This is a genomic window from Ruegeria sp. BHSA123 (assembly GCF_059613425.1).
This window is the reverse complement of the sequence record NZ_JBXWSL010000002.1, coordinates 176,353-201,582: the sequence shown is the minus strand read 5'-3', so window position 1 is coordinate 201,582 and position 25,230 is coordinate 176,353. Positions and strand designations below refer to the sequence as shown.

The following is a 25,230-nucleotide window of genomic DNA, read 5'->3' as shown; positions in this document are numbered from 1 at the left end:
CTCGGGTCTCCGGCAGACGTGCAATCGCATCCAGCCGTGATCGAGGCATATCTGGGGAAAGCCTCATGAACGCCCCGATCTTGCAAGTCCGCAATATCGAAAGTTTTTATGGCCCCATTATGGCCATTCGGGGCGTTTCGCTGGATGTTCACGAAGGGAAAATCGTGTCGATCCTTGGCGCAAACGGCGCGGGCAAGACCACATTGATGAAAACCATCTCTGGCGTGATGGACCCGGAAAAGGGAACAATCACCTTTGATGGCGGCGACATTCAGGGCTGGGAACCGCACAAGGTTGTCCAGCGCGGGTTGGTTCACATCCCGGAAGGGCGCGAAGTTTTTCCACTGCTGACGGTTGATGAAAACCTAAGCCTCGGCGCCTACACCCGCAAAGACAAAGACCAGATCGAACAGGATCGTGAGCTGGTCTTCCGTTATTTTCCGGTTCTGAAAAACCGTCGGTCGCAAGAGGCCGGAACCCTTTCGGGCGGACAGCAACAGATGCTGGCCATAGGGCGCGGATTGATGGCCCGGCCTCGTATCATGTTGCTGGATGAACCGTCTCTGGGCCTGTCCCCTCTGCTGGTGCAAGAGATCTTCGGCATTCTCAAACGTCTGAACGAAGAACAGAACATGACGATGTTGCTGGTTGAACAGAATGCCAATGCGGCGTTGGAACTGGCGCATCACGGCTATGTCATGGAGGTGGGTCGCATCGTCATGGACGGGGCCGCGGATGCGCTTTTGCAATCCGAGGATATTCAGAGCTTTTATCTTGGAAAACAGGAAGAAGGCGCGCGCGAAAGCCGCCGCTGGAAGCGGAAAAAGACGTGGAGGTAAGACGGATGGACGCCACGCCCCTACCCCCTCAGGTCATGATAAACGGCGTTCAGTTCAACGCAACGGCAGGGCAGCGCCCGGTACGCGTTGATGGCTGCATCACCATTGCAGAGTTGTTCCAACGCCGATGTGCTGAACTGGGCAGCCGAACGGCGCATCGCGAAAAAGACCTGGGTATCTGGAAATCCTATTCCTGGGCCGATTACTGGCAGCATGCCAAATGGATCGGGCTGGCCTTGCGCAAGCTGGGACTGGAACGCGGCGATGTGGTCTCAATCTTGTCCGAGGACCGCAAGGAATGGGCATGGCTCGACATGGGCATTCAGGGCGTTGGCGGTATAGCTTCCGGCGTCTATACCACGGATTCCGCCAGTCAGTTGCAATACCTGGTCAACGACAGCGGCACCAGGTTTCTGATTGTCGAGGATGAAGAGCATCTGGACAAGTTTCTGGGAATTGAGGCCGAGGTTCCTGATCTGATCAAGGTGATCATCCTCGAGGACGAAGGGCTGCATGACCTGAACCATCCGCGCTGCATGATGATCGACGAGCTGTTCGCCTTGGGCCAAGAGGCGGAACTGGCCGAGCCCGGGCGCTTCGAAGCGGAAATCGCATTGGCCAAACCGCAGGACATTGCCTTGCTGGTCTATACGTCGGGTACAACCGGTCAGCCGAAAGGCGCAATGCTTAGCAATGAAAACATCCTGGCCGCCATCGAATCCGCTGCACGGGTGCTGCCAGCGCTGCCCAGCGATGAACAGCTGTGTTTCCTGCCTCTGTGTCACATTCTGGAACGTAATGTCTCGGTCTATTTCCCCTTGGCGGCCCGCTGCACTGTCAATTTTGCCGAAAGCCCTGAAACTGTTTTCGCAAACCTTCAGGAGGTTTCGCCCTCAACCTTCACAGCGGTGCCAAGGGTTTGGGAAAAGATCTACTCACACGTCCAGATCCTGACACAGGAAGCCACGCCTTTGGGGCGGCTGGCATTCGGCCTGGCATTAAAAACTGGTGCGCGCCGTGCCGGATATCTGAGCGCAGGCCAACCAGTTCCATCCGGCGTCGCCACCAGATTCTGGTTCTGGGATCAGCTGGTTTTGAAAAACCTGCGCCGAATGTTGGGTCTGGACAAACTGCGACGAGGCGGAACAGGCGCCGCGCCAATCTCGACCGATCTGCTAAAATGGTACTGGTCCATCGGCGTGCCGTTGGTGGAAGGGTTCGGGATGACCGAAACTTCGGGCCTCGCCACGCTCAACACCACAGACAGCAATAAGATCGGAACCATAGGCAAAGTTGTCGAAGGGTGCGACATTCGTATCTCGGACGATGGCGAAATCCAACTAAAGGGCCTGAACATTTTTCAGGGATACTGGCGCAACAACGCGAAGACAGCAGAAACCTTCACCGCCGATGGCTGGCTGCGTACCGGGGATATGGGGTCAATAGATAAGGATGGCTATGTCACCATCACGGGCCGCCTGAAGGATATCATCATCACCGCAGGTGGTAAGAACATCACCCCAGCCGAGATCGAAAGCCGCCTTAAGTTCAGTCATTATGTCGCGGACGCAATCATCATCGGGGACAGGCGCAAATTTCTGACGGCACTGATCATGATTGATCAGGAAAATGTCGAAAAATACGCGCAGGGCCATAAAATCCCCTTCTCGAATTTTGCCTCGCTATGCGCGGCACCGGAAATCAGGCAGTTGATCAGTTCGGAAATTGCCGCTGTTAATGCAGAATTTGCGCGGGTCGAACAGATCAAGGATTTCCGTCTGATCGACGTCCTGCTGACCGCTGAAGACGACGAACTGACTGCGACGATGAAGCTGAAACGCGGACTGGTTGAAAAGAAACACGGGCATCTGATCGAAGACATGTACACTTGACCAAAAGATTAACGGGAGGAAAGAGATGAAGAAATTACGCAACAGTCTGGCGGCTGCATCACTGCTGACAGCATCGGCAACACTTGGTTGGGCGCAAACACAGGGCGTGACCGATGATGAGATTGTCATTGGTTCTGTCAACGACCTGAGCGGGATATTCGCCGCAGTGGGTGTTCCGGCAACCAAAGGTGCAAATGTCGTCTTTGATCGGGTGAATGCAGCCGGTGGCGTGCACGGGCGAAAAATTCGTTACGTGGTCGAAGACAACGGCTATCAGATGCCACGTGCGATGCAGGGCTATAACAAACTGCTCAATCGCGACAAGGTATTTGCCATGCTGCAATCGCTTGGCACGCCGATGAACATGGCAGGGTTCAAGCTGTTGGATCCCAAAGGCATTCCCAACGTAGCGCCTCTTACAGCTGCGCGTCAGATGTTGCAGGAACCCATGCGGAACAAGTTCACCTCCTTCTCGACCTATTTCGATCAGGCGCGTGTCGGTGTGAACTATCTGGCTGGCGAGTTTGGCTCAAAGACGGTCTGCACCATGTACCTGCCAACAGATTTTGGTGAGGAAATTCTAGAAGGCAGCAAGGCCGGAGCCGAAGAAGCCGGGCTCACTTTTGGATCAGAAACCACCCATAAACCGGATGAGACAGATTTCGTCGGATCGCTGAGCAAGCTCAAGGAAGAGGGTTGTGATATCGTCACCATGGCGCTTGGGGTGCGGCAGGCGATCACTGTCGTGGGCACCGCTAAGAAAATGGGCCTGACCGATATGAAATTTCTCGGCACATCAGCCAGTTTCCTGACGGTCGTGGCGCAGGTTCCTGGTGGCGTGACCGATGGATTCTACGCGGCAGCCTCATGGCAGGACCTTTGGGCACGCGCGGATCAACCTGCCCCGGCCGCATTTATCGAGGAATACAAGGCAGCCACAGGCGAAGATCCGGTCGGATTTGCCATGCTGGGTTATTCGGCGGCTGAAATGATGGTTAAGGCGTTGGAGGCCGCAGGCCCTGATCTGACGCAGGACAGTTTCATCGCAGCGATGGAAACGCTGGATTATCAGGACGATCTGGTTGGCAACCACATAACCTATGGTCCTGAAGACCATCAGGGCGCGGATACTGTGTTCGTCAACGTTGTTGAAAACGGTGCGTGGAAACTCGTTTACGAAGAATGAATCCCTGACCCGCGCAAAGCAAAAGGGCTCGCAAGTGCGAGCCCTTTCTTTTGGGTATTCCCGGCGAATTAACGCTTCGAGAACTGGAACGAACGGCGGGCTTTGCGCTTACCGAATTTCTTACGTTCCACAACGCGGCTGTCGCGGGTCAGGAAGCCAGCGGCTTTCAGTGCGCCACGCAGGTTCGGATCATAGAGTTGCAGCGCTTTCGAGATGCCGTGCTTAACCGCACCGGCCTGACCGGTCAGGCCACCGCCTTTGACGGTTGCAACAACGTCGAATTCACCTTCTACGCCGGCAACCTGGAACGGCTGGCGCAGGATCAGCTGCAGAACGGGGCGTGCAAAATAGACGTCCTGATCTTTGCCGTTTACGGTGACTTTGCCGGAACCCGGCTTGATCCAAACGCGGGCAACAGCATCTTTACGCTTGCCAGTGGCATAGGAGCGGCCCAACTCGTCACGTACGGGTTCACGTACGATGACTTCTTCGGCCACGGTTTCAACGCCTGCGACGGCGCTCAGCTCTTCGAGAGTATTGATCTGATCAACCATCGGTCATTAGCTCCGGGTGTTTTTCTTGTTCATGGACTTGACGTCCAGAACTTCGGGGGCCTGGGCCTCGTGCGGGTGCTCGGCACCGGCATAGATACGCAGGTTGGTCATCTGCTGGCGCGACAGGCGGTTGCCTGGCAGCATACGCTTGACGGCCTGGAAGACAACACGCTCGGGGTGTGCGCCATCCAGGATCTGCTGTTTGGTGCGCGACTTGATGCCGCCCGGGTGGCCAGTGTGCCAGTAGAAGTTTTCTTCGCGCTTCTTGCCGGTCATCTGGATTTTGTCAGCGTTGATCACGATGACATTGTCGCCCATGTCCATGTTCGGAGTAAACGACGCTTTGTGCTTGCCACGCAGGCGCATGGCGACGATCGAAGCAAGACGGCCCAGAACAACGCCTTCAGCGTCGATCAGGATCCACTTCTTGTCGATGTCTGCAGGTGTTGCAGAAAAGGTTTTCATGGCAGGATAGTCCTGTTTGATGTGAAAGACCGCCCCAGCGGAGCGGCCCGAATTCGATGGACGGGTTTTATGAGGTGCCTGCACGCAGGTCAAGCGGCATTAGTCTTATTTATGCATGTAAAACCAAATACTTAGAAAATAGGTATTATATTACCCCATATTCAAACGCTGATTTGTTCAGGCGGATTGTCCAATAGAACACGCAGGCGCTGCATCGCGTCCTCGAACCGTTCCAGTGACACATGACCATTCATGGCAATACGTACCGCGTTCGGCGCGCGTCCATCGCGCAGCGCGAACTCGTCGGCGGATCGGAGTTGTATCCCTTCCCGCTCGGCCGCGCGACTGAACGCAGCCGACCGCCAGCCAGACGGAAGGCTCAGCCAGACAAAGGGAACGTCCGGGGCCCAGTTCAGATCAAACCCACCCAGGGTATTGACGGCAACGCGTAGATAATCCCCCATCCGCGTGCGCACATCCTTGGCGATCTGACGCGTACGCGGATCGGACAGCAGAAGGCGGGTCAATTCCGCCAAGGGCTGGGCCAATCCGAAATATCCGTATTCAGCGGACCGGCGCAGATCCACACTTTTTTCTCTGGGGGCGATAGCAAAACCCACACGCAATGCCGGTGTCAGAATCTTCGAGATTGATGACACATGCCATCCCCGTTCAGGCGCCAGTGCCCGAAAGCTGGGCTCTCGGGCATCGCCCATGCGATAGCAATCATCTTCAATGATCTGCAAATCAAAGCGACGGGCAATCTCAACGATCTCTTTCCTCCGCTCCAACGGTGTGTGTGCGCCCGTTGGGTTTTGAACTTCTGGCGACACGCAGACGGCCTGCGCTGTCGTGTGGCGCAGAACATGTTCTAACGCTGCCGGATCGACACCCCATCTGTCCATCTTCACACCGACCACTTCCGCGCGCATCAGTTCGCCTGCGCGACGGAACCCGGCATAAGACAGGTCCTCGACCAGTACGACAGGTTTGGGCCCGCGCAGGATCGTCTGAAACACAACGCAAAGCCCGTTCTGGCCGCCATGTGTCAACACAATATCATCATGGGTCAGTGCGCCCAGCGGAAGGTCTGACAACCAGTCCACAACCGCCTGTCGCACGGGCTGGTACGCGTCACGCGTCGGGTAATTCAGAAACAAACCCGGATCGGCTTGCGACACTTTTTTCAAACATTCACGGATCAGGGACACCTGCCCCATATCTGCCAACCTAGGGCTGAACAGACTTACATTGGCATTGTATTTGTCGTCCCGAAGATGCAGTTGCCGCGCCCAAACGTCGTCAAGAATGGGCGATTTTGGCGGCGCAACAAATGTACCACGCCCGACTTCGGCTTGTAACAACCCCTCATCTGTCAGGATTGTATAGGCGCGCGCGACTGTGCCAGGCGTTATTTGCAGGCGATACGCCAGTTCGCGCACCGGAGGAAGTTTGACGCCCACTTCCAAAGATTTGTTATCTATGGCTTTTCGAATTGTGTCAGCAACCAGAGTGTATTTCGGTCCTTTGGATTTCGGTAGCGCCTCTGGCCAAATTGTATCCATTACAATTCTTCCTTTGCTTTTGATACAATTTCAAATGTATCAGTCACGTGTACCAAGTACAACTGATTTGTGTCAATACAATTGAAAGGAATTCCGAGATGACACGCACAATGCACACCCCCGCCCTTCTGCTGCTGACCGACAGCCCCCGGCTGCCTCTGGCCGCTGCACTGGCCGTGCGGTTTGCGGCAGCGGTCACTCAATGGAAGCGTCGTCGCCGTAGCCGCGTCAATCTTAGTTATCTGGATGACCGCTTGCTGAAAGACGTCGGTCTGACACGCCATGATGCGCGCCGCGAGGTAAAGCGCCATTTTTGGCAGATTTAACTGATCCCCAGTCCCATTATTGGGACCTCTTCCTGGGCCGGGGCTTGTCCCCGGTCTTTTTTATCCGAATTTCGCGGCCGCGGACCCTGCAGGTGGCAGGGAATAGGTCATCGTCGCTCTGGCAACAGGGTCTTCCGCGCCATCGGAATACATAAGTACGTCACCGATGGCCAAAGTCCGGCCCAGTTTCAGCAGGCGACATATAGCAATCATGTCCGTGTTGCCTGCTGGTTTGCGTAGAAAATCCAGGGAACTGTTCGTTGTGACCGCCAGGGATTGACGCCCTTTTCGCGCCAGAACCATCGCGTATACACAAACATCAGCCAGCCCGAACATGGATGGTCCCGAAACCGTACCCCCCGGCCGCAGATGCTGATCCTTCACAACAAGGCGCATGGTGATTGTATCTTCGGTCAGGTCCTCGACGACAAAGTCTTTATGCACCTGTGGGAAAACCTCCTTTAGGTATTGTGACAGTTCGTCCCGGTTCATTGCCAACGCCATGCTTTCCCTCCTGCTCATACCGACCTAGAGTTGGCCCAACATGGGATTGGAGGGCAAGATGGCAATTCTGGAACGTAACGACACCGGCGCTGTTGCACGGCTTACAATGAACGCCCCAGAGCGGCTGAACGCGCTGAGTGACGAGATGCTGTTGGCGCTTCAGGTTGAACTGGACACGTTGCGTGAAGACACGTCGATCCGGGCTGTGATCCTGGCGGGTCAGGGCAAGGTTTTTTGCGCCGGTCACGACCTGAAACAGATGACGGCCGGACGCCAGTCCGAAGATGGCGGCAAAGCTTATTTCAATGACCTGTTTTCGCGCTGCGCGAAAATGATGATGTCGATCCAGTCCCTACCCCAGCCCGTCATCGCACAGGTCCACGGCATTGCAACCGCCGCCGGGTGTCAGCTGGTAGCCACCTGTGACATGGCCGTCGCCGCGGAAGGCACAAGGTTTGGGGTGAACGGCGTCAATATCGGTTTGTTCTGCTCGACACCAATGGTGGCCCTCAGCCGCAATATCCCCAGAAAGCAGGCATTTGAAATGCTGACGACTGGTGAATTCATATCAGCCGAACGTGCGGCTAATTTGGGTTTGGTCAACCGCGTTGTCCCCGAGACGCGTCTTGAACACGAAGCCAATGCGCTGGCAGAACTGGTTGCTTCCAAGCTGGGATCCGCTGTCAAAATCGGTAAAGAGGCGTTTTATCAACAGCTTCTTATGCCGCTGGATCAGGCTTATGCCTATGCCGGTGACGTAATGGCGCAGAACATGCTGTACCGGGATACAGAAGAAGGCATTTCAGCCTTTATCGAAAAACGTCCCCCAAATTGGTCCCAATAATGCAATTGTTTTGCACATTTTTCGCCACTGTTTTGAATTTTGCACTTTCCAAAAGGGCGACACTGTGGCAAAGCTGGGTCGAGGCCAAGGCCTCAGGACACTTTTGGGTCGCCGTGGGCGGAAGGTCCCTCCAGCTGGTCTCTCTCACCAGCGCTGACAATCCCGCAGCGGCGACCCCAAGACCCCTTCTATAAAATTCGTGAAACCGCTTTGCCTCAGTTGCGCCCGATTGTGGTCTGCCCTATGTGGCATCGCATGACACAAGTTTTGCATATTGTAGGCGGCGGCATGGCCGGGTCAGAGGCGGCCTGGCAAGCTGCTGAAATGGGCGTGGATGTTGTGATTCACGAAATGCGTCCGATCATCGGCACCTTTGCACATCAGACCGGCAATCTGGCGGAAATGGTGTGCTCGAACTCGTTCCGCTCGGATGATGATGAGCAGAACGCAGTGGGTCTGCTGCATTGGGAAATGCGTGCCGCCAATGGGTTGATCATGACAACAGCCGATGAACACCGCCTGCCAGCCGGTGGCGCGCTGGCTGTGGACCGTGACCCGTTTGCAGAAAGTGTGACCACAAAACTTCGCGCCCACCCACGCGTGACGGTAACCGACGAAGAAGTGACGACCCTGCCCAGCGATGGCCAGTGGATCTTTGCGACCGGCCCCCTGACGTCGCCCGCGCTGGGTCAGTCCATCCAGGCCGAGACAGGGTCTGACGCACTTGCCTTTTTCGACGCCATCGCACCGATCGTCTATGCCGAAAGCATCGACATGAGCAAAGCGTGGATGCAATCACGCTACGACAAGGGCGAGACCGAAGAAGAGCGGACGGCCTATCTGAACTGCCCGATGGACCGGGATCAGTACGAGGCCTTCATAGACGCGCTTCTGGCAGCAGAAAAAACCGAATTTCACGAAGGCGAGGCAACAGGTTACTTCGACGGCTGTCTACCCATCGAGGTTATGGCCGAACGCGGTCGCGAAACGCTGCGCCATGGTCCGATGAAACCGGTCGGGCTGACCAACCCGCATGAGCCCGGCGTGAAACCACATGCAGTGGTGCAGTTGCGCCGCGATAACGCATTGGGCACCTTGTTTAACATCGTGGGTTTCCAGACAAAGATGAAATACGGCGCCCAGACCGACGTGTTCCGTATGATCCCTGGCTTGGAAAATGCCAGCTTTGCCCGGTTGGGCGGCATTCACCGCAATACGTTCATCAACTCTCCCACGCTTCTGGATTCGCAAATGCGGTTGAAATCCAAACCCAACATTCGGTTTGCTGGACAGATCACGGGTGTGGAAGGCTATGTAGAAAGCGCCGCGATGGGGTTGCTGGCTGGTCGGTTTGCCGCTGCTCAGATTTTGGGGCGTGACCTGCCCGCTGTTCCGCAAGACAGCGCAATGGGTGCTTTGATTCACCACATTACGGGTGGTGCCGAGGCTAAGACCTTTCAGCCGATGAACGTGAATTTCGGCCTGTTTCGCCCCGTGGATGGCCTGAAAGGCGGGCGTCGGGGTCGTAAAGACCGGTACAAGGCCTATACCGACCGGGCCAAAGCTGAATGGAGTACTTGGTTGGAACATTGCTGTCTGGACGCGTAATGCGGACTCGGCCTAGCATGCTGGAATGAACGACACGTTTCTGAACAGCACATACAACCTCGGCACGCCTGAAGCGACTGAAGCGCACTATCAGAACTGGGCTGCAACCTATGAAAAGGAAGTCGGTGAACACGGTTACGCCACGCCGGGCCGTGTAGCAGCGGCTTTGTGGTCTTTCGCACCGAAGCCGCAGACCCCAATTCTGGACTACGGCTGCGGCACCGGGTTGTCGGGGCTTGCCCTGCGCGCTGTTGGCTTTGAAGTCATCGATGGGATGGACCCAACAGAGAACATGCTTCAGGAAGCCGCCAGCAAGGGCGTTTATCGAACACTGACCGGATTCGATATCGCCAAGCCCGCGCCGTTGAAGCGTGGGGAGTACACGATGATTACTGCCATAGGAGTGATCGGAAAAGGTGCTGCCCCGCCCGAGACACTGGATTTGTTGATGCACGCGTTGCCCAAGGGTGGTTTGCTTGGCTTTTCGCTGAACGATCATGCGTTGGCGGACCATAAATTCACCTGCCGTCTGACGGATTGGGTCGACATGGGGGCCGCACGTTTGTTATTTCGTGAACACGGCCCCCACCTGCCCGGTATCAACCTTAACTCTGACGTGTATGTATTAGAAAAAGCGTGACTCTCGTAACGCGCTTTGCGCCATCCCCAACAGGCCCCCTTCACCTTGGGCACGCATATTCTGCGCTGGTTGCCAGCGATCGGGCTGCTTCTGAAAGCGGCCGGTTCCTGCTGCGAATTGAGGATATCGATCAATCCCGCTCGCGACAGCTATGGGAGGATCAGATTTACCACGACCTCAGATGGTTGGGGCTGACATGGCCGGAGCCCGTGATGCGCCAATCGGATCGTTTGGGCTTTTACCACAAGGCGCTGGATCAGCTATGGGCGCAGGGTCTTTTGTATCCATGCACGTGTAATCGCAAAGATATCGCCGCTGCAACCAGTGCGCCGCAGGAAGGCGCACCTATGCTTGGACCCGACGGGCTTGTTTACCCTGGGACTTGTGGAAAAAGGTTTGTTGGCAAAGATTTATCGGAACTTCCTCGTCCAACTCAGGACCCATTGCGATTGGACGTGGTCAAGGCGTGTCAGGCGGTCCGCAACCCCGACAGGTATCAGTTTCTTGAGCTGGGTTCGGGTCCGGGCGGCGAAACCGGCATTGTCACCTTTTCGCCTGATGAGTTGATTGCCACCATAGGTGATGTTGTTCTGTCCCGCCGTGACATGGGGACGTCGTATCATTTGTCCGTCGTACTTGACGACGCGGGTCAGGGTATTACACAGGTGGTACGGGGACGGGACTTGTTTGACGCGACCCGCATCCACGTTCTGTTGCAGGTGTTACTGAACCTGCCGACACCCGAGTATTTCCACCACGACCTGATCCGTGATGATGCAGGCAAACGGCTGGCCAAACGCGATGATGCCCGCGCGATCTCAAAATACCGGGCCGAAGGGGCTAGCCCGAGCGACATACGCCGAATGGTTGGGCTTTGACCCCTACTCCATTGGCGCCATCAGTTCAGCCTCGACCCCATCCCGAACGGCGGTAAAAAAACAGGTTCGCCGGTTGGTATGGCAGGCTGCACCGGTTTGACGAACCAGAACCAATAGACAATCCCGGTCGCAATCAATCCGGAAATCCACCAGTTCCTGCACATGGCCCGAGGTTTCGCCCTTGATCCAGAAGGCCTGCCGCGAGCGCGACCAATAGGTTACCCGCCCGGTTTCGAGGGTCTTTTCAACCGCCTGCACGTTCATCCAGGCCATCATCAGAACCTCGCCTGATGCTTCATCCTGCGCAATCGCCGGGATCAGACCCGCCTCATTAAATCTCAATTTAGAGGGGTCAAACACGACTGGGTCAGACATCTGAAAAACCTTTTGCATCCGGTGGGCTGGCCACTATGTATGGGTAACACACGACGAGGGAAAGCCATGAGCGGCGAGAACGACCTGATTAAGCTGTATTCCGGGCGCATTCTGGCGCTGGCTGCGGATATTCCGCATCTTGAGCGACTGGAAGATCCCGATGCAACCGTCAAGAAACGCTCACCTTTATGCGGATCGACTGTAACTGTCGACATCAAGGTTCGCGACGGTCAGATCAGTGCCTTTGGTCAGGACGTCAAGGCCTGTGCTTTGGGGCAAGCGTCTGCCTCGGTCGTTGGGGATGCAATAATTGGCGCGTCGCGGGCGCAGGTCGAAGCTGCGCGCGATCAGTTGGCGGCCATGCTCAAGAATGGCGGTCCTGCACCCGATGCACCTTTTGACGGGCTTGAGGTGCTGATGCCCGCTCGGGATTATAAGAACCGCCATGCGTCGATCTTGCTGGTACTGGATGCCACGGCTGAGGCCATGGCGAAGGCTGAACAGGCAAACTGCGCCTGATTATAGCTATTTGGCGGAAACCCGTTTACCCTCTGCCAAGATTTCAGGAGGGATGGGTTTGAATAATTTGCTCGAGCATTTCGTGACGCTTTGGGTCGTTATCGACCCGATTGGAACAATTCCCGTTTTCATCGCCGTTACTGCGGGATTGGACGCGGCAGGCCGGCGGCGGACAGCGCTGTTAGCAGCCGTGATAAGTGCTGCCGTATTGCTGTTTTTCCTTGTATTTGGTCAGGTGCTGATCGAAGCGCTGGATATCGGGCTGAATTCGTTTCAGGTCGCTGGCGGCATTATCCTGTTTCTGTTTGCCCTGACGATGATCTTTGGTGAAAGCAAACAAGAGGTCGAACAACGGCAAGCCGAAGAAGATCGTGAAGACGCGTATCACCAGCAGAACCCGGCGATATTCCCGCTGGCCGTGCCTTCATTGGCATCCCCTGGCGCGATGCTGGCAATCGTTATCCTGACCGACAACCACCGTTACAGTATCGCTGATCAGGGTATCACAGCGCTTGTCATGCTTTCTGTATTGCTGGTTGCGTTTGTACTGATGCTATTGGCCGAGCCCATCATTCGGCTGATCGGCCATTCAGGCGCGGCGATCATCAGCCGTGTAATGGGGATGATTTTGGCCTCGGTTGCTGCCAACTCAGTCCTGTCCGCACTGTTGGAAATCTTCAAAACCGGCCAATTGTAAAAAAAGCCGCCGCGCTTTCCGGGCGAAAGGGCGGCGGCAGGTATTGCGTGTCTCGCGTGGGGTCCGGTGTACCGCGCGGGGCCGAGGCATGGCCCCTCAAGGGGTTTGGGACAGGCAGGTCACCCTTGACTGAAATGGGGATGACAGCGCGGATATTTCGGCACGAGATCGCAGGCAGAAAGGCTTAGAAACCAACTGGCAGGTGAAGGGCCACCATCAGCATCACGACCAAGGACAACACGCCAACGGCATCTTGCAGGATGGTCGATTGCGCGCGGCTGAAAGCGGTCTTGATCTGGGTCAGCATAGGGTCACCTCCGGTCAGAGTTTTAATCCTTTGTTGACCTTTTGTTCTCATATTTCCAAGCGCAGGTAAAGAACTTTTTGAGAACATTTGTGAACCTTAGAGAACATTACAGCTAACCCACTGAAATCAAACGGATCGCCTGATCCTGTTTCATCAACCACAACAGTACGCGTGCGGCCCGTCCCCTGTCCGAGGTCAGTTTGGGATCGGTCGTTAGCAGCGCCCGCGCATCGGATTGGGCGACGGCCATCAATCCTGCCTGACGTTCCAGGTCCGCGATATGGAATTTTGGCAACCCGGATTGCGCAGTCCCGATCAGATCGCCCGCGCCTCGCATGTCAAGGTCAGTTTCCGAGATTCGGAAGCCATCTTCTGTCTCGCGCAGAACCTCCAGCCGCTTGCGCCCTCCCTCGCTGAGCGGTGGTTGATACATCAGCAAACAAGTGGATTCCGCATCCCCGCGCCCGACGCGCCCCCGCAACTGGTGCAATTGCGCCAGCCCAAAGATCTCGGCCCGTTCAATGACCATGATCGTTGCGTTGGGTACGTTCACGCCGACCTCGATCACCGTCGTGGCAACAAGGACCTTTGTTTGCCCGTTCTGAAACGCGCTCATCGCGGCGTCTTTGTCGGCGGGTGGCATCTGTCCGTGAACCAGTCCCACCACTCCCTCGCCTAAAATGGCCCGCAAACGTTTGAAGCGTTCCTCGGCCGCCGTCAGGTCCGAAACTTCGGATTCGTCGACCAGAGGGCACACCCAGTAACACTGTCGCCCTTCATCAATCGCTCGCCGCAGGTGGGCGATGACTTCGTCCATACGCTGTGTGTTGACAATCGCCGTTTTGATCGGTTTTCGCCCCGGAGGCTTTTCATCCAGCACCGAAACATCCATGTCGCCATATTGCGCCAGCGCAAGACTACGTGGGATCGGAGTGGCGGTCATTACCAGAACATCGGCCCCCTTGCCTTTTTCCGACAATTCCATTCTCTGCCGCACGCCAAACCGGTGCTGTTCGTCGACGATGGCCAATCTCAGCGCCTTGAATTCAACATCACTTTGAAACACTGCATGTGTGCCAACCAGAATGTGAATATCGCCTTGTTTAAGTGCCTCAAGCTTGGCACGCCGCTCAGCGCCCTTATCACGTCCGGTAAGCAGTTCCAGAACCACTCCGGCCTGCTCGGCCAGTGGGCGCAACCCTTCCAGATGCTGGCGTGCCAGAATTTCGGTCGGGGCCATCATCACGCCCTGCCCGCCTGCCTCAACGGCGATCAGAAGCGCCATGATGGCCACCAGCGTCTTACCGGCGCCGACGTCGCCCTGTAACAGTCGGTTCATTCGGGCGTCAGACGCCATATCAGCCGAAATCTCATCAATAGCGCGCGTTTGTGCATCAGTCGGGCGATAGGGAAGGCTTGCCAGCACTTTAGATTGCAGTGCCCCGGTTCCCACGCTGACTATCCCCCGCGACTTGCGCTCTCGCTGCCGGGCCAGAGCGAGCGTCAGCTGATGCGCAAACAATTCGTCATACGCCAATCTCTGACGCGCAGGGGCAAACGGCGCGACATCATCAGCGCCGCGCGGATTGTGACCGGCGTGAATGGCCGCACACCAGCTCGGCCAGTTTTGCTGTGACACCTGCGCCGGATCGATCCATTCCTCTAGCTTGGGTGCGCGTGCCAATGCGCTGCGGCTGGCCTTGAACGCTGTTTTCTGGGTCAGCCCTTGCGTCAGGTGGTAGACCGGTTCGAATTCCGGGATATCGCCGGCTTGTTCAACGGGCAGCATGTGGTCAGGGTGCACCATCTGCGCCATGCCGTCGAACAGTTCCAACTTGCCGGAAACCACGCGGCGAGATCCTTGCGGCAAAACTTTTTTCAGATATTCACCACGTGCGTGGAAAAAGACCAGCTGGAAATCGGCCTGACTGTCTTCGACATGAACGCGATAAGCCCCTCCCTTGTTGTGAGGCGGCCTGTGCGGGCCGACTGTCACTTCCACGGTCAGAGTGGCTGGCAGGTCCACCCCCTGAATTGTATCCCGCCTGCGCCGGTCCACCACGGCATAAGGCAGGCTGAACAGAACATCGCGCGGGGATTCCACCCCGGTCTGCGCCATGGCCTGTGCCGTCTTGGGACCGACGCCATCCAACGTTTCCAGCCCTGCAAATAGCGGGAAAAGCTGTTCGGGGCGTCCGCTCATGCGCCTTCTATCAGCTGAAGCCAGCCATCCTCGTCCAAAGTTTCGATCCCAAGTTCCGCCGCCTTTTTCGCCTTTGACCCGGCCCCGGGACCCGCGACCAGAATATCGGTTTTCTTGCTGACAGATCCGGAAACCCTCGCGCCCAACGCCTCGGCTCGCGCTTTGGCTTCGGCGCGGGTCATCTTTTCCAGCGTTCCGGTGAACACTACGGTTTTACCCGCCACCGGACTGTCCGAGGCTGGCGCGTCGGGGGCGATAACCGTCAATTCGCTGCGCAGCGTGTCGAAAGCCCGTCGTTCCTCTACATTGGCAAATGCGTCCGACAGTGAAAGGCCAAGCGTTGCGCCAATTCCGTCGATCCCGATCAGCTCTGCCCAGGCGGCATTGGCATCGGCTGCGACATTGGCCTCCGCGATGGCTGCGTCCCGCACTTCTTTCACGCGCGCTCGACGCCCTTCAAGCTGCGCTGCCGCACGCTCTGCATCTTCCACCTCATCGGCCTGCCGTTGGGCCAGCGCGGCCGGGCGCGCAGTGTCCAACGCGAGTGCCATCGCATCCCAGTCGCGGTAAAAAAGCGCCAGATCGCGCGCACCCACTTCGCCAACATGCCGAATGCCCAGTGCGAACAACAAGCGCGCAAAGGGAATTTTCCGCTTTTCATCAATGGCTTCGAACAGGTTCCTGGCGGATGTTTCGCCCCACCCGTCCCGGTTTTTTAACCGCGTCAGACTGGCTGCGTCCCGTTGTTCCAGCGTGAAGATATCAGCTGGCGCATTGATCGGAAGGGTTGGATCCCCATAGAATATTTCAATCTGTTTTGCACCCAGCCCTTCTATATCAAAGGCTTTGCGCGACACGAAATGTTTTAGTTTTTCAACGGCCTGCGCGGGACAGATCAGGCCGCCGGTGCATCGTCGAACCGCGTCGCCTTCTTCGCGGATCGCATCACTCCCGCATTCGGGGCAATGTGTCGGAAAGGCAAAGCGGCGTGCATCGGCGGGGCGTTTGGACAAGTCGACATCCGACAGTTTGGGGATCACATCGCCAGCGCGATAAACCTGAACCCAATCGCCCACTCGGATATCTTTTCCTTCACGAATCGCGCCGCCCTTGGCATCGCGCCCTGCGATGTAATCTTCGTTGTGCAATGTGGCATTGGAGACGACCACTCCGCCAACCGTTACAGGATGCAACCGTGCCACGGGGCTAAGCGCCCCTGTTCGACCAACCTGAATGTCGATCGCCTCCAATCTGGTCCAGGCCAGTTCGGCTGGGAACTTATGCGCAATTGCCCATCTTGGCGTCGTTGAGCGGAAACCCAGACGTGCCTGCAAAGACAGATCGTTTACCTTGTAGACGACCCCATCGATGTCATACCCCAAAGTCGCACGCTGCGCTTCGATATCCCGGTAATGAGCGATCATGTCCTCAGTCGTGGCACATAGGCGCGTCAAGGGATTCGTGGGGAACCCAAGGGTCGCAAGACGCTCAATTGCTCCAATCTGAGTATCTGCCAAAGGCTCTGACAGTTCACCCCAGGCATAGGCGAAGAAGCGCAATGGGCGGGAACGGGTAATTTCCGAATCCAGCTGGCGCAGTGACCCTGCCGCTGCATTGCGCGGGTTGGCAAAGGGTTTGCCCCCCCGTTCAGCCTGCCGCTCATTCAACGCTTCAAAATCGGAATGAGACATGTAAATCTCGCCCCGGACCTCAAGAATTTGGGGCGCGTTCTCGATCAGCTGTGGAATATCAGAGACTGTGCAGGCGTTGGCCGTCACGTTCTCGCCAACTTCACCGTCGCCCCGCGTTGCGGCCTGAACCAGCTGTCCGTTCTCATATCGCAAGGACAAAGACAGGCCGTCAATCTTGGGTTCAGCTGTGAAAGCCAATGGCGCGCCTGCATCAAGGCCCAGATATTTGCGAATCGAGGTGTCGAAATCGGCAATGTCCCCATCGTCGAACGCATTTCCCAGTGACATCATTCGGACGGCATGAGTAACTTTTAAAAACCCGTCCGCCGGTTTGGCCCCGACTTGCTCTGTCGGGCTGTCAGCACGTTTCAGGTGGGGGAAACGCGCCTCGATCTCGGCGTTTCTGCGTTTGAGGGCATCATAATCCGCATCCGACAACTCGGGCGCATCTTCTGCGTGATACAGAGTGTTGGCTCGCGACAGGATGTCCGCCAACCGCGCCAGTTCGGCACGCGCCTCATCATCCGTCAGGTCTGATATGGGAATGGAATTGCTCATGGCCTCGCCCTGTCACGCGTTCTTGGACCTCAGTGATAGGGCGAGGCCATGGCCAGGTCCAGATGTGCTGAGCCGTGAGTGCAAAGTGCCGCCCTGGACTACCAGCGACACAAACGGTTCAATTCAGAGGCCGACCGCCATTCGCGTCTCGTCCAATGTGTTGCTTTGCGGGTCGCGCAACACGTAACCCCGGCCCCAAACGGTTTCGATATAATTCTCACCACCAGTTGCGTTGCTGAGCTTTTTGCGCAGTTTGCAGATGAAGACGTCGATGATCTTCAGCTCGGGTTCGTCCATGCCGCCATATAGGTGGTTCAGAAACATTTCCTTGGTCAGAGTCGTACCCTTGCGCAAGCTGAGCAATTCCAGCATCTGGTACTCTTTTCCTGTCAGGTGCACGGTTTTTCCGTCCACCTCGACGGTTTTGGCGTCCAGGTTAACGGCCACGCGACCTGTGTGGATGATGGACTGCGAATGCCCTTTCGACCGGCGGATGATGGCATGGATACGAGCCACCAGTTCTTCACGGTGGAAGGGCTTGGTCAGGTAGTCATCCGCGCCAAACCCGAAGCCTTTGATCTTGCTGTCCGTATCATCTGCACCCGATAGGATCAGGATCGGTGTTTCCACCCTGGCAATCCGCAACTGGCGCAACACTTCATGCCCGTTCATGTCTGGCAGGTTCAGGTCCAGCAAGATCAGGTCGTAATCGTAGAGCTTTGCCAGATCGATACCTTCTTCGCCAAGATCCGTTGCATAGACGTTAAGGTTCGCATGCGTCAGCATCAGTTCGATGCTTTTGGACGTGGTCGGATCATCCTCGACAAGAAGTATACGCATTTTCACTGCTCCAATTCGGGTCAATAATTCCAATTAAAACTAAACCTGACCAAGAATGGTTAATCTGACGTTACCGTTGAATCATTTATTCCAGCTCACCTATAGGTTGTCGATACTTTTTTAAGGCCGTGGCTTTCAAAGCCTCGACACCGTGTTCCGCGACCAGGGAAACCCAGCCGTTGAATTCTTCGTCGCTGATCCCGTATTTCTGTTTTGCCTCAGACAGGCTGATCAGCCCGTAAAGTACCCCACGCACGACCAGAATCTTGCGCGAGGCCACCCACCGCCGTGTGCTTGACGGCGGCAGATCGGCGCGTGTCAGTATGGACCCATCCGGCAGAGAAACAGACCTTGGCCCTTCCACTTTGTGCAAATACATCGCTTTACCCTCTTTGCTGCATCAAAGCTGGCACCAGCCTACTTAAGGTCGTATGAAACCGCCTCTTGAGAGTGTGTAGAATTTTCCTATATTCTGCCGGTCTTTCTTAACCCGGACAGGAACCGCCAATGGCCCTCGACACCGAGACCCCGCTGAACTCGCTTGGCTTTGCCAAACCGCCCTCGGAAACGCGGGTGGTTGTGGCCATGTCGGGGGGCGTCGATAGCTCTGTTGTCGCAGCCTATCTGGCCGATCAGGGCTATGACGTGGTCGGTGTGACACTGCAACTCTATGATCATGGAGCGGCTCTGGCCAAGAAAGGGGCGTGCTGTGCCGGGATCGATATCCACGATGCGCGCCGCGTGGCAGAAGAGCGTGGGTTTCCCCACTATGTTCTGGACTACGAAAACATCTTCAAGGACGCGGTGATCGATGAGTTTGCAGAAAGCTATCTGGCAGGCGCAACACCCGTACCCTGCATTCGCTGCAACGAGCGGGTAAAATTCAAGGACCTGCTGGAAACCGCCAAGGATCTTGAGGCTGACTGTATGGCCACCGGGCACTATATCCAGCGCAAGATGGGGCCAAACGGCCCGGAACTGCACAGCGCGGAAGATGCCAACCGGGATCAATCCTATTTCCTGTTCTCGACAACGCCGGAACAGCTTGATTTCCTGCGCTTCCCGCTTGGCCACCTGCCCTCAAAAGACGCGACCCGCGAAATGGCGGCTCAATATGGGTTGTCTGTGGCGGACAAGCCTGACAGTCAGGACATCTGCTTTGTGCCCGATGGCAATTATGCCAGCGTTATAGAAAAGCTGCGCCCCGGTGCTGCAGAGCCGGGCGAGATTGTTCATGCCGATGGCCGCGTTCTGGCACAGCATAACGGTGTGATCCATTACACGATCGGCCAAAGGCGCGGCTTGGGCATCGGCGGTCTGAGCGAACCGCTTTATGTGGTCAAGCTGGACGTGGACAAGAAACAGGTCGTTGTCGGCCCCAAAGAGATGCTGGCAACGCGTGTCGTCCCCGTGCGTGAGATCAACTGGCTGGGCGATGAACCCTTCACTTCTCGCGAAGAATGGCACCTGTCAGTCAAGGTCCGTTCGACCCGCCCCCCGCGTGAAGCCATTATTCGACCGCTGTCCGACACCACTGCTGAGGTTGAATTGCTGACACCCGAAGAAGGCATCTCGCCCGGTCAGGCCTGCGTCTTCTATGCCTCAGAAGGCAGCCGCATCTTTGGCGGCGGTTGGATCTGGCGCGGGTACTAGGCTGAAACCGGTTCAACCTCCGGTTCGATCTGGATCTGAAGCGCATCGTTGAACCGGTTGAATGCACCGCACAAAGCGATGCGCCAGGTTAACTCGACAATCTGGGCATCGCTGAACCAATCCCGCAAGTTGGAAACCTCGGCGTCGCGCATGCGGCCTGATCGTGTCGTTACCGCCTCGGCGTATCGCACGACGGCCTTGTCGCACGCGTCCAGCTCGGGGTGGTTGTCAACATCTGGCAAACGCGCCGCGCCTTCGGGGCTGAGACCAGCAACTGTCAACAGCGGAGTATGATGCGAGACGCAGTAGTCACAGGCGTTCAGTTTGGAAACCGTCACCATGGCCAGTTCCAGCGCACGACGCGGCAAGGTCTGCTGTTCCCGTAACGCTGTTAGCATCCCTGCGACATGTTCCAGAACCGGTGGACAATGTGCGGTGACCCGGGCCCAATTGTCGAACGGACCATAAGCGCCCAAAGCCGCATGAGACGCGCGTGTCTCGTCTGCCATCTCGGCGTCTGACAAAGGGGGAATGCGGGTCATGATGAAAGCTCCTTTTTTAGAGAGGATACTTTAAGTCCGCACCGCTGCAACAGACGGTCGCGGATCACAAACCCGAGACGGAACGCCGGAACAAATTTCTTACAGGGCGTCCGTAGGCGAATTGAAGAGGATATAGAGCCCAACGCAGACCATGATATATGGGGCGACCCTATCCATTCGGGCGACGCGTGGCCCCAGGCTTTTGGCCCGAGGGGCGCCCCAGGCGGCGGTAAGGACCAGCACGGAAGCGGCCAGTGCTGCGCCAATCAAGGCGGCAACGCGGTATGAGGGGGTAGAATCCGCCAATAACGGTGTCATGACCGCGAAACTGTCAATCGACAGGCTCAGGAACAGGGTAACCACCGAGGTCACGGCCCCTTTTGCCTCGGTTCCTTCAGAATTGGCCCCGAAAAGCTGCCTCCAGATACCGCGCAGACCAAAGGCCAGTGGCACAAGACCCAGAAACCCGATCCAAAACGGCGCGCCGCTCTGGTCAACGCCCAAAGCGACGGTCATGGCCAATGTCAGAACAATTGTTTGCGCGACGGCAAAGCCAATGATGGCGCGGCGCTGCTCGATCACCAGTATCAAACCCAGCAAGACGGCCAGATTGTCCAGATTGGTGGAAATCATGGCAATCCCGGCTGAAGCGGCGAACAGCGTGTGATCAAGCATGCTCAATCTGCATTCTGTCCAGCACAGCTCGTGCCGCCCGCAATCCCGGAGCTTCTCCTCCGCGCCCCAACCTTTCCATTGTCAGGTTCATCGCAAGTTGCTGAGCGTCGGGGGCATTGGTCACATCATGCAGGGACTTGGCGATCTTTTCTGGCTGGCAATCGTTCAGCAGGCATTCAGGCACGGCGCGTGTTTCAGATACCAGGTTGACCAATGTAACAGTGTCCAGCTTGACCATGCGTTCAGCCATTTTCTGGGTCAGCCAATTGAGCTTGTAGGCGATCACCATGGGTGTATTCTGCGCGGCCAGTTCCAAAGAAACCGTACCCGAAGCGGCCAGCGCAATACGTGCTGTGCCAAAGGCCGCGCGTTTTTCGATGGTGGCTTGCCCGGCCCCGATTTGGCGCGGGTCGAGCACTATTGGTGCGCCCGGCCAGTTTTGCGTCATATCGTTGACCAGATCAGTTGTTGCACCTACGGTTGGAACCACGACGCGATAACTGGGATGATCCGTCAAAAACAGCCGCAATGCCTCACCAAACGTGTCTGCCAGACGCTCGATCTCACCCCGGCGCGATCCGGGCAGAGCCAGCAGGACTGGTGCATCCCCTAGGTCGTACCTGCTCCGGATTGCTGCAATCTCAGCCTGTGTTGCCGTCGGTTCGCTGGCAACTGGATGGCCAACAAAGTCACACTCCATCCCTGCCCGCTCCATGTATGGCGGCTCGAACGGAAGCAGTGCCAGCACATGGTCGATGACCTTTGCCATTTTATCCGCTCGCCCCGGACGCCAGGCCCAGACACTGGGCGCGACGTAATGCACGGTGCGGATATCACTGGCGGCTTTGACGATTTTGGCGACACGCAGGCTGAAATCGGGGCTGTCGATGGTTATCAGAACGTCCGGCCGCGTGTCCAACACTGCTTGCGCGGTCTCCGAGATTCGACGCTTGAGGTGGAAAAACTTCGGCAGAACCTCGATCAAACCCATCACCGAAAGTTCCGACATCGGAAACCGGCTGGTCAGCCCCTGAACCGCCATCAAAGGTCCGCCCACCCCGTCGAATTCAATATCGGGGATCAGGGTCTTCAGCCCCTCCATCAACGCGGCGCCCAGCCGGTCGCCCGAAGGTTCACCGGCGACCAGAAAAACACGCATCAGACCGCTCGCTCGCGAATATACAGGAACAGCCCAAGACGGTTACATTCGGCGATGACCTGTTCTTTTTCCAAAACCAGCACACCGCCCTTTTCCAGAACGATGCCAGACAAGCCTGCCGCGACCGCATCCGTGATGGTATCCGGTCCTATGACGGGCAGGTCGGCACGACGGTCCTGATCGGGTTTTGGACCTTTGAACAGTATGCCGCCCCCCGCATCCGGGCGTTGTGTCAGGGACTGAAGCATCCAGGCGGTTCCAAAGATGCCTTCGATTGCCAACACCTGCCCTTTTAAAACGGCACAGGCCTGACCTATATCCGCAGTTCCCATGGCCCGCAGAATTCCGGCAGCGCGGTCTGCATCTGCCATATCACTCTCGGATGGGTGCACATCAGTCAGACAGCCCAAAGGCGGCAACAGGCCAGGGGCGATTTCATGCGCGGCAGACACCCGCAATCCTGCGCCTTCCAACAGGCCAATGACAGCCCGCAATGCTCCGTCATCACCCGACAGCATGGCCTGCTGGATCACCGGAACCAATGGCATCGTTGCCGCGTCAATACGTTTAGGATCAACCTTCGGGCGCCGAACTGCGCCGGCCATGCAGATCTCGGTCACGCCCTTCGCCTGAAGCCCGGCGATAAAACTGCCAAGCTGTTCAAGCGGAAACACGATATCTGCGACCAGATCATCCGGCAGGAAACCTTCCATCGCGCAGATCAGCGGACGTTCCGCCAATTGGGCAACCAATTCGGTCGGCAGCGCCCCGGTTCCCGCAATCAACGCAAGCATGTTCCTATTTCCTCGGTGTCAGGAACGACCGATCGCTGTGTCCGGTGACAAAATCAACGATCCGCTGCACATAGTCGCTGTCGTTACCCTGACCAAGACGGTTGGCGCGATCCATGAACGTTCCTTCGCCTTCAGACAACTCCTTGAACGCGGCACGCAATGCCGAGATGTCTTCGCGCGAAACACCTTTACGCTTGAGACCCACGAGGTTCAGACCTTCAAGCTCACCCCTGGATGCTTGTACCAGTCCGTAGGGAATGACGTCTTTGGGCACCATGGTGAGCGCACCGATGATCGCCCCACGTCCAACGCGCACCCACTGGTGCAGGCCCGAAATGCCACCGATGATTACTTCATCCTCGACGATACAGTGACCGGCTGCGCCCGCGTGGTTCACCATGATTACCCGGTTGCCGATCTGCACGTCATGGGCCACATGAACACCTGCCATCAGCAGGCAATCATCCCCGATCCGGGTTACGCCACCGCCGCCTTCGGTTCCGGTGTTGATCGTTACATGCTCGCGAATGCGGTTGCGCTGACCGATTTCAAGGCGCGTATTTTCACCGCCGAATTTCAGGTCCTGAGGAATCTCACCGATCACCGAAAAATTAAAGATCACGGTGTCTTCGCCAATCGATGTATCACCGGTCACAACGACATGAGACTTCAACTCGACCCGATCAGCCAGTTTTACATTGGCGCCCACATAGCTGAAAGGACCGATGATGCAATCCTGCCCGATCTGCGCCCCATCTTCGATAATCGCGCTGGGATGGATACCGCTCATGTTGTTTTTTCCATATCCCAATCGACATAGGCCGAGAATTCTGCCTCGGCGGCTACTTCACCATCAACAGTTGCGCGGCCGTTGAATTTGAAAAGCTTCCCACCCTTCTTGCCGCGAACCGTTTCGACATGCATTTCTAGCACGTCGCCAGGAACAACTTTCCGGCGGAATTTACACTTGTCGATGCTCATGAAATAGATCAGCAACTCGGTGTCGATGACATCCATACCCACGCCCAGCATCACGCCTGCGGTCTGCGCCATCGCCTCAACGATGGTAACACCTGGCATGATCGGAGTTCCCGGAAAATGCCCCTGGAAATGCGGCTCGTTCATGGTGACGTTCTTGATACCGCGGGCCGATTGATAGCCAGAGATGTCAACCACCTTATCGACCAGCAAAAACGGATAACGATGCGGCAGGATCCTTTGGATCAACTGAATATCGGCGCTTTTGGGTTCCGTTGTCATGATGCAGGTATCCCGTTCTGAATGTTTCTTTTTCAGCGTGGTTAGCAATACAGCCTCGTAAGGGCAAGCGAACCTATTCGCTCTTGTCTTTTTGCAGCCCGCTGCCATCGCCAATTGCCGTGTTTACACGGGTTATCGCAGCTTCTGTGATATCTGACGTGCTTACAACGACATTGGAACGTTCGATGATCACGCTGGCCCCAAATTCGCGCAGCAAATCAACAAGGATCGGTCGAACTATTTCAAAGAACGTCTGTTGCGCCTCTTCGCTGCGACGCGCCAACGCGTCAAGCTTTGCTCTTTGCCCGTCACGGTGGGACTGCACCTTGACATCGAACGCTTCGGCCAGAGGTCGAAACTCTTCGGCTGGCATGGTTGCACGCTTTTCAGTCAGGTCTTTTTCCTCGCGGCTGAGTTCCGCGACGATCCGCTCATTTTCTTCCGCAAGCATCGCGCTTTCTTTTTCGATCTCGCGCAGCACGCGCTGCCCGAATGCCGAGTTCTTGAACAGCTGCTCGCCGGACAATGTGACCACGCTGGCTTGCGGAACACCCAGTTGCTGTGCTTCAGCCGAAGGGGCCTGAAACAGCATCAGAAATGCACACAGGGCCCAAAGCGGGCCCTGTATCAAGGTAAAGAACCTGTTCGTCATCGCA

At 56.6% G+C, this 25,230-nt stretch carries 29 protein-coding genes; 12 read left to right on the top strand and 17 right to left on the bottom strand.

Features of this window, described 5'->3' with window-relative positions:
* Positions 1-18 precede the first annotated feature (18 nt).
* The 4 genes from AC2FNC_RS02085 to AC2FNC_RS02070 are packed head-to-tail and all read left to right on the top strand — an operon-like array spanning position 19 to position 3,917.
* Entirely contained in the window at positions 19-69 is a 51-nt protein-coding gene (locus tag AC2FNC_RS02085) for an ABC transporter ATP-binding protein C-terminal domain-containing protein (protein WP_496714517.1), read from the top strand.
* Positions 66-839: an ABC transporter ATP-binding protein gene (locus tag AC2FNC_RS02080; RefSeq protein ID WP_480623043.1), complete on the top strand. Its 774-nt coding sequence runs from the start codon at positions 66-68 to the stop codon at positions 837-839. The genes AC2FNC_RS02085 and AC2FNC_RS02080 overlap by 4 nt, the downstream gene beginning before the upstream one ends.
* Positions 840-844: 5 nt before the next feature.
* Entirely contained in the window at positions 845-2,731 is a 1,887-nt protein-coding gene (locus AC2FNC_RS02075; protein ID WP_496714515.1) for an AMP-dependent synthetase/ligase, read from the top strand.
* 25 nt (positions 2,732-2,756) lie between these two features.
* The gene (locus AC2FNC_RS02070; protein ID WP_480472708.1) at positions 2,757-3,917 is read left to right on the top strand and encodes an ABC transporter substrate-binding protein; all 1,161 of its coding nucleotides are present in this window, start codon (positions 2,757-2,759) and stop codon (positions 3,915-3,917) included.
* 68 nt (positions 3,918-3,985) lie between these two features.
* Here AC2FNC_RS02070 and rpsI read toward each other — a convergent pair whose 3' ends face one another.
* The 3 genes from rpsI to AC2FNC_RS02055 all read right to left on the bottom strand — a co-directional run bounded on the left by rpsI (position 3,986) and on the right by AC2FNC_RS02055 (position 6,501).
* On the bottom strand, positions 3,986-4,471 hold the full coding sequence (gene rpsI, locus AC2FNC_RS02065; RefSeq protein ID WP_209503959.1) for a 30S ribosomal protein S9: 486 nt from the start codon (positions 4,469-4,471) through the stop codon (positions 3,986-3,988).
* A 6-nt stretch (positions 4,472-4,477) separates the two neighbouring features.
* On the bottom strand, positions 4,478-4,936 hold the full coding sequence (rplM, locus tag AC2FNC_RS02060) for a 50S ribosomal protein L13 (RefSeq protein ID WP_480472706.1): 459 nt from the start codon (positions 4,934-4,936) through the stop codon (positions 4,478-4,480).
* 161 nt (positions 4,937-5,097) lie between these two features.
* Positions 5,098-6,501 (bottom strand): aminotransferase-like domain-containing protein, encoded by a 1,404-nt coding sequence (locus tag AC2FNC_RS02055; RefSeq protein ID WP_480472704.1) that lies wholly within the window; start codon positions 6,499-6,501, stop codon positions 5,098-5,100.
* A gap of 98 nt (positions 6,502-6,599) precedes the next feature.
* Between AC2FNC_RS02055 and AC2FNC_RS02050 the strand changes: the two genes are divergently transcribed.
* Entirely contained in the window at positions 6,600-6,827 is a 228-nt protein-coding gene (locus AC2FNC_RS02050) for a DUF1127 domain-containing protein (RefSeq protein ID WP_496714514.1), read from the top strand.
* A gap of 60 nt (positions 6,828-6,887) precedes the next feature.
* On the opposite strand, the gene AC2FNC_RS02045 is transcribed toward AC2FNC_RS02050, so the two are convergent.
* Entirely contained in the window at positions 6,888-7,331 is a 444-nt protein-coding gene (locus AC2FNC_RS02045) for a PaaI family thioesterase (protein ID WP_496714513.1), read from the bottom strand.
* Between the two features lie 58 nt (positions 7,332-7,389).
* Between AC2FNC_RS02045 and AC2FNC_RS02040 the strand changes: the two genes are divergently transcribed.
* From AC2FNC_RS02040 to gluQRS, 4 genes are all read left to right on the top strand, one after another.
* Positions 7,390-8,175, top strand: a complete 786-nt coding sequence (locus AC2FNC_RS02040) for an enoyl-CoA hydratase (RefSeq protein WP_496714512.1) — start codon at positions 7,390-7,392, stop codon at positions 8,173-8,175.
* 255 nt (positions 8,176-8,430) lie between these two features.
* Positions 8,431-9,783: a methylenetetrahydrofolate--tRNA-(uracil(54)-C(5))-methyltransferase (FADH(2)-oxidizing) TrmFO gene (trmFO, locus tag AC2FNC_RS02035; RefSeq protein ID WP_496714511.1), complete on the top strand. Its 1,353-nt coding sequence runs from the start codon at positions 8,431-8,433 to the stop codon at positions 9,781-9,783.
* A gap of 25 nt (positions 9,784-9,808) precedes the next feature.
* Entirely contained in the window at positions 9,809-10,423 is a 615-nt protein-coding gene (locus AC2FNC_RS02030; RefSeq protein ID WP_480505215.1) for a class I SAM-dependent DNA methyltransferase, read from the top strand.
* Positions 10,420-11,301 (top strand): tRNA glutamyl-Q(34) synthetase GluQRS, encoded by an 882-nt coding sequence (gene gluQRS, locus AC2FNC_RS02025; RefSeq protein WP_496714510.1) that lies wholly within the window; start codon positions 10,420-10,422, stop codon positions 11,299-11,301. Before AC2FNC_RS02030 ends, gluQRS begins: the two co-directional genes overlap by 4 nt.
* Before the next feature lie 3 nt (positions 11,302-11,304).
* Here gluQRS and hisI read toward each other — a convergent pair whose 3' ends face one another.
* Positions 11,305-11,694 carry a phosphoribosyl-AMP cyclohydrolase gene (hisI, locus tag AC2FNC_RS02020; protein WP_480516981.1) on the bottom strand — a complete coding sequence of 130 codons (390 nt, stop codon included), beginning with the start codon at positions 11,692-11,694 and terminating at the stop codon, positions 11,305-11,307.
* A gap of 48 nt (positions 11,695-11,742) precedes the next feature.
* Here hisI and AC2FNC_RS02015 point away from each other — a divergent pair, with 48 nt between their 5' ends.
* Positions 11,743-12,195 carry an iron-sulfur cluster assembly scaffold protein gene (locus AC2FNC_RS02015; RefSeq protein WP_480516979.1) on the top strand — a complete coding sequence of 151 codons (453 nt, stop codon included), beginning with the start codon at positions 11,743-11,745 and terminating at the stop codon, positions 12,193-12,195.
* Between the two features lie 58 nt (positions 12,196-12,253).
* Complete coding sequence (locus tag AC2FNC_RS02010; RefSeq protein ID WP_209596212.1) at positions 12,254-12,892, top strand: MarC family protein; 639 nt, start codon at positions 12,254-12,256, stop codon at positions 12,890-12,892.
* 184 nt (positions 12,893-13,076) lie between these two features.
* Here the strand turns inward: AC2FNC_RS02010 and AC2FNC_RS02005 are convergent, their stop codons facing one another.
* From AC2FNC_RS02005 to sciP, 5 genes are all read right to left on the bottom strand, one after another.
* Positions 13,077-13,199, bottom strand: coding sequence for a hypothetical protein (locus AC2FNC_RS02005; protein WP_267366389.1), 123 nt, complete (start codon positions 13,197-13,199; stop codon positions 13,077-13,079).
* 112 nt (positions 13,200-13,311) lie between these two features.
* Positions 13,312-15,402 carry an ATP-dependent DNA helicase RecG gene (gene recG / locus AC2FNC_RS02000; protein WP_496714509.1) on the bottom strand — a complete coding sequence of 697 codons (2,091 nt, stop codon included), beginning with the start codon at positions 15,400-15,402 and terminating at the stop codon, positions 13,312-13,314.
* A complete protein-coding gene (gene ligA, locus AC2FNC_RS01995; RefSeq protein ID WP_496714508.1) occupies positions 15,399-17,651 on the bottom strand; it encodes an NAD-dependent DNA ligase LigA in 2,253 nt (750 codons plus the stop codon). The genes recG and ligA overlap by 4 nt, the downstream gene beginning before the upstream one ends.
* Positions 17,652-17,774: 123 nt before the next feature.
* Positions 17,775-18,491, bottom strand: a complete 717-nt coding sequence (ctrA, locus tag AC2FNC_RS01990) for a response regulator transcription factor CtrA (RefSeq protein WP_267364745.1) — start codon at positions 18,489-18,491, stop codon at positions 17,775-17,777.
* 85 nt (positions 18,492-18,576) lie between these two features.
* The gene (gene sciP, locus AC2FNC_RS01985) at positions 18,577-18,870 is read right to left on the bottom strand and encodes a CtrA inhibitor SciP (RefSeq protein WP_496714507.1); all 294 of its coding nucleotides are present in this window, start codon (positions 18,868-18,870) and stop codon (positions 18,577-18,579) included.
* Between the two features lie 128 nt (positions 18,871-18,998).
* Between sciP and mnmA the strand changes: the two genes are divergently transcribed.
* Positions 18,999-20,144 (top strand): tRNA 2-thiouridine(34) synthase MnmA, encoded by a 1,146-nt coding sequence (gene mnmA, locus AC2FNC_RS01980; RefSeq protein WP_480472679.1) that lies wholly within the window; start codon positions 18,999-19,001, stop codon positions 20,142-20,144.
* On the opposite strand, the gene AC2FNC_RS01975 is transcribed toward mnmA, so the two are convergent.
* From AC2FNC_RS01975 to AC2FNC_RS01945, 7 genes are all read right to left on the bottom strand, one after another.
* Entirely contained in the window at positions 20,141-20,686 is a 546-nt protein-coding gene (locus tag AC2FNC_RS01975) for a carboxymuconolactone decarboxylase family protein (RefSeq protein WP_496714506.1), read from the bottom strand. The two genes, mnmA and AC2FNC_RS01975, sit on opposite strands and share 4 nt — an antisense overlap.
* A gap of 99 nt (positions 20,687-20,785) precedes the next feature.
* Entirely contained in the window at positions 20,786-21,361 is a 576-nt protein-coding gene (locus AC2FNC_RS01970; protein ID WP_496714505.1) for a hypothetical protein, read from the bottom strand.
* Positions 21,354-22,520, bottom strand: a complete 1,167-nt coding sequence (gene lpxB / locus AC2FNC_RS01965; protein WP_496714504.1) for a lipid-A-disaccharide synthase — start codon at positions 22,518-22,520, stop codon at positions 21,354-21,356. Before lpxB ends, AC2FNC_RS01970 begins: the two co-directional genes overlap by 8 nt.
* Complete coding sequence (locus AC2FNC_RS01960; RefSeq protein WP_480553451.1) at positions 22,520-23,314, bottom strand: LpxI family protein; 795 nt, start codon at positions 23,312-23,314, stop codon at positions 22,520-22,522. Before AC2FNC_RS01960 ends, lpxB begins: the two co-directional genes overlap by 1 nt.
* A 4-nt stretch (positions 23,315-23,318) precedes the next feature.
* Positions 23,319-24,104 carry an acyl-ACP--UDP-N-acetylglucosamine O-acyltransferase gene (gene lpxA, locus AC2FNC_RS01955; RefSeq protein WP_496714503.1) on the bottom strand — a complete coding sequence of 262 codons (786 nt, stop codon included), beginning with the start codon at positions 24,102-24,104 and terminating at the stop codon, positions 23,319-23,321.
* Entirely contained in the window at positions 24,101-24,574 is a 474-nt protein-coding gene (gene fabZ / locus AC2FNC_RS01950) for a 3-hydroxyacyl-ACP dehydratase FabZ (protein WP_267364735.1), read from the bottom strand. The genes lpxA and fabZ overlap by 4 nt, the downstream gene beginning before the upstream one ends.
* Before the next feature lie 73 nt (positions 24,575-24,647).
* Positions 24,648-25,226, bottom strand: a complete 579-nt coding sequence (locus AC2FNC_RS01945; RefSeq protein ID WP_496714502.1) for an OmpH/Skp family outer membrane protein — start codon at positions 25,224-25,226, stop codon at positions 24,648-24,650.
* Positions 25,227-25,230 lie beyond the last annotated feature (4 nt).